4 protein-coding genes are annotated in these 3749 nt (G+C 35.9%); all 4 read left to right on the top strand.

The window, feature by feature from the left end; all coding sequences use genetic code 11:
- Positions 1-764: DUF7834 domain-containing protein (locus GMD6S_RS08505; protein ID WP_000309922.1), on the top strand; the 764-nt coding region annotated here is incomplete at its 5' end.
- Positions 758-2629 (top strand): GmrSD restriction endonuclease domain-containing protein, encoded by a 1872-nt coding sequence (locus GMD6S_RS08500; RefSeq protein WP_000230428.1) that lies wholly within the window; start codon positions 758-760, stop codon positions 2627-2629. The genes GMD6S_RS08505 and GMD6S_RS08500, both read left to right, overlap by 7 nt.
- Positions 2630-2703: 74 nt before the next feature.
- Positions 2704-2856, top strand: a complete 153-nt coding sequence (locus tag GMD6S_RS08495) for a hypothetical protein (protein WP_000776613.1) — start codon at positions 2704-2706, stop codon at positions 2854-2856.
- Positions 2857-2877: 21 nt separating this feature from the next.
- Positions 2878-3749, top strand: an 872-nt coding sequence (locus GMD6S_RS08490; protein WP_000243905.1) for an aminopeptidase, incomplete at its 3' end; no start/stop codon positions are given.

Raw genomic sequence — 3749 nt, 5'->3', positions numbered from 1 at the left:
ATTCCGAAGATGAAAGAATTGTTGAAAAGTGGGAGCAATTTGTAGAGGATAAAGAGTTAAGTCTCAAAGAGTTGTTTGATAAACATCTTTTTCGTATGAGACGTTGGTCGCGAGGAGAGACAGGATTAACAAACAAGCGTTATGGCTCTTATCTCCGTTTTACAGAGGATTTTATTGACGACTTTAAAGGCGTTGATTTGAATCAGAACTTTCCATACCTAGAATTGTATCGTCATATTGAAAAACTCCCTATGTCAATTACTATGCCAATAATTGATGGAAGTAAATTTTTTGAGTATATTGAATCTTCTCATGAAACTATTAAAGTTCATAAAAATTTTTTAAATAAAAAGTTTGGAGTCTCTAATGAGTTAGAGGAAGAAGAACAAAATTTAGCTTACCCAGAAGGTATGTTAAACATTTACAATAGCTCAAAGGGTCGCTATCTCAAGTGTCACAATATATTCCTAAATATTTGCTCGCTTTTCGCAGATAGATTTGGAAAAGAGGAGCTATCAAAGGAGATAGTAGAGACCTTGTTTATTTGGTCTTACTACCCTCGAGTTAAATCTAAAGCCATATATGATGCGACGGTTGGGAACTATGCTGCTGGTGGAAGGTTTAGACAAAAAGAGGTTCAAAAGCTATTTCAACTTTTATCTCATGCCGTCACTCCGAATGATTTCATGATAAAGATAGATAGAGAGTTATTTGAAAATTATACTGTGGACAAGATTATAGAAGAGGAAAAAGATAAATGGTAGAAACGCATATAAGCTTATCTGTTAATCGTCTGTTAAATGAAGATACCTATGCTATTCCTCTTTATCAGAGAAATTTTGCCTGGACTTATGATGAAATTGAGCAGTTATTGAACGACGTAGCAGATGCTTTTCAAGAAAATAGAGACAATTACTATATTGGAACATTAGTCGTTAATAAAGAGAATGACATTTTCAAAATCATAGATGGGCAACAACGGACAACAGCCCTTAATTTGATTGCCTTAGCTTTGAAGCATGAGTTTGGTTTTGATCTATTGAAAGCTGTCAATCTTACCTTTCCAGCTAGGAAGAAATCAAATGAGAATATTCAAAAACTATTTACTAAGGAAAAAATCTCTGAGGACGATGAAAATGAATTAACTAGAGGTTACGGACATGCTAAAGACGCATTGAAAAAAGTGCTAGAGGAGCGTCACCTTAATCCTCAGTCTTTCGTTGATTATCTTTTTGATAAAGTTATTATTTTTCGGAGTATACTTTCTGAAGATTTAGACTTAAATCTTTATTTCGAACGTTTCAACTCTCGTGGAGAACAACTAGAGGCTCATGAGATCCTTAAGGCGCAAATGATGGCCAAGTTTGGTGCAGATCAAGAAATGGCACAAAAATTTGCAAGAATTTGGGATGCCTGTGCGGAATTTGATAAGCCGGTATCAAGTCAATTTAAGATGCGACGGAAGAGAGCAGATGATTTTCAAGAACGCGAACGTATTTTTGGATGGCATTTTACAAATTACTCATTTCATAATATTTATGATGATATTGATTTTTATCAAAATGAAAGAAGAAAGTTATCAGATATATTAGGAAAAAAGATAAATGAAAAAAATATAGAAGTAGAAAAAGATTTTGGTGATTATACCCAAGTTATCGATTTTCCAACCTTCCTACTCCATGTATTGGCAATTTGGGAAGGTAAGGATACCAATGAGGTTCAGTTAGACGACAAGAAACTTTTAGCCCTATTTGATATAAAAAATAAAAATAAGACTTGGATTATTGAATTCAGTGAATTTCTTCTTAAAATAAAACATATTTTTGATAATTACATCGTTAGAAATTCAAATATGGATTCTTCAAGCAGAAATAAGGATGAATGGTTTTTGCAGAAGGGAACTTATTATGAATATCAACCTAATGGAAAAGCGAAAGAGCATTACATAGTTGAAGAACGCTTTACTAAGAATACATTTTCAGATTCGGAAATTAACAAAAACATTATCCTCCTTCAATCTATGTTTGCTGTGACCTTTACTGCTAATCGTGATAGTCGTTGGTTATATGAGATTTTTCAATTTCTCTTCAGACATATTGAAGAACTAAATGATCAAGAATTTGGTGCTCATTTTAAAGAATTTCTTGAAAAAATGGCAGTGACGTATGCAGAAGAAAGACTGTTTACTGAGGATAGAAGAATTAAGAAATATGGTGCAATTCCTGTTTATGCTTTTAACTTTGTAGATTATGTTTTATGGAAAAATCGTGAAGAATTAAAGAAAGCATACGATGTTAAGTTTGAAGATTTCAAATTTACATATCGTCGTTCTATAGAGCATTGGTTTCCACAACATCCAAATAGTGATGAAAGAGTTGAAAAAATTGATGATAAATTTTTGCACTCCTTTGGGAATCTCTGTATCATTACAGATAGTCAAAATTCGAAGTTTGGAAATTTAGTTCCAAGTGCAAAATATAAACAGTGGGAAGGAATTTTCAATCGCCAGAGTTTAAAATTACAGATGATGGCAGATGTAACGGTAAAGAATGATAAATGGGGTATTTGTGAGATTCAATTTATGGAAAAAGAAGTGGAAAGATATGTACACGACTTTTGTGATAGTTAAATAAAAACAAGCTTTAATGAGCTTGTTTTTTAAAATGCTAATATATGTGATATACTAGTAATGGGGGACATTTGATGAAACTAAGAATTTTTGCGGAAGATAAACCTGCTGAAAAGATTTTTGACTATCAGCTAGAGCTGGCAGATGAAACAATTATTCTATCGACAGCGCTCTTGTCTGGTGCCATTGCTTTAGCAGGATTATTTTCTGCTTTGAAGGAAAAATAACAAAAGAAAAGGAAGAATAGAATGGTTTTACCAAATTTTAAAGAAAATCTAGAAAAATATGCGAAATTGTTGGTTGCGAATGGAATTAACGTGCAACCTGGTCACACCTTGGCTCTTTCTATCGATGTGGAGCAACGTGAGTTGGCGCATTTGATCGTGAAAGAAGCTTATGCCTTGGGTGCTCATGAGGTTATTGTTCAGTGGACAGATGATATCATCAACCGTGAGAAATTCCTCCACGCGCCGATAGAGCGTCTGAACAATGTGCCAGAATACAAGATTGCTGAGATGAACTACCTCTTGGAAAACAAGGCTAGCCGTCTCGGTGTCCGTTCTTCTGACCCAGGTGCCTTGAACGGAGTGGATGCTGACAAGCTTTCAGCTTCTGCCAAAGCTATGGGACTTGCGATGAAGCCAATGCGTATCGCAACGCAATCCAACAAGGTTAGCTGGACTGTAGCAGCTGCAGCAGGGCTTGAGTGGGCTAAGAAGGTTTTTCCAAATGCTGCGAGCGATGAAGAAGCAGTGGACCTCCTTTGGGATCAGATCTTCAAAACTTGCCGTGTCTACGAAGAAGATCCTGTTAAAGCTTGGGAAGAGCATGCTGCTATCCTTAAGAGCAAGGCAGAAATGCTCAATAAAGAACAATTCTCAGCCCTTCACTACACAGCGCCAGGGACAGATTTGACACTTGGCTTGCCTAAGAATCACGTTTGGGAATCAGCTGGCGCTATCAATGCACAGGGCGAAGAATTCTTACCAAATATGCCGACAGAAGAAGTCTTTACGGCTCCTGACTTCCGTCGTGCAGAGGGCTATGTAACCTCTACAAAACCACTTAGCTACAACGGAAATATCATCGAAGGCATTAAAGTAACCTTCAAGGATGGTCA

Source organism: Streptococcus sp. GMD6S, from assembly GCF_000297015.1.
This window is presented reverse-complemented; position numbering and strand designations above follow the sequence as displayed.

Coding starts and splice junctions, on each gene's coding strand:
- GMD6S_RS08500 (WP_000230428.1), top strand. CDS start 758: ATGGTAGAAACGCATATAAGCTTATCTGTTAATCGTCTGTTAAATGAA.
- GMD6S_RS08495 (WP_000776613.1), top strand. CDS start 2,704: ATGAAACTAAGAATTTTTGCGGAAGATAAACCTGCTGAAAAGATTTTT.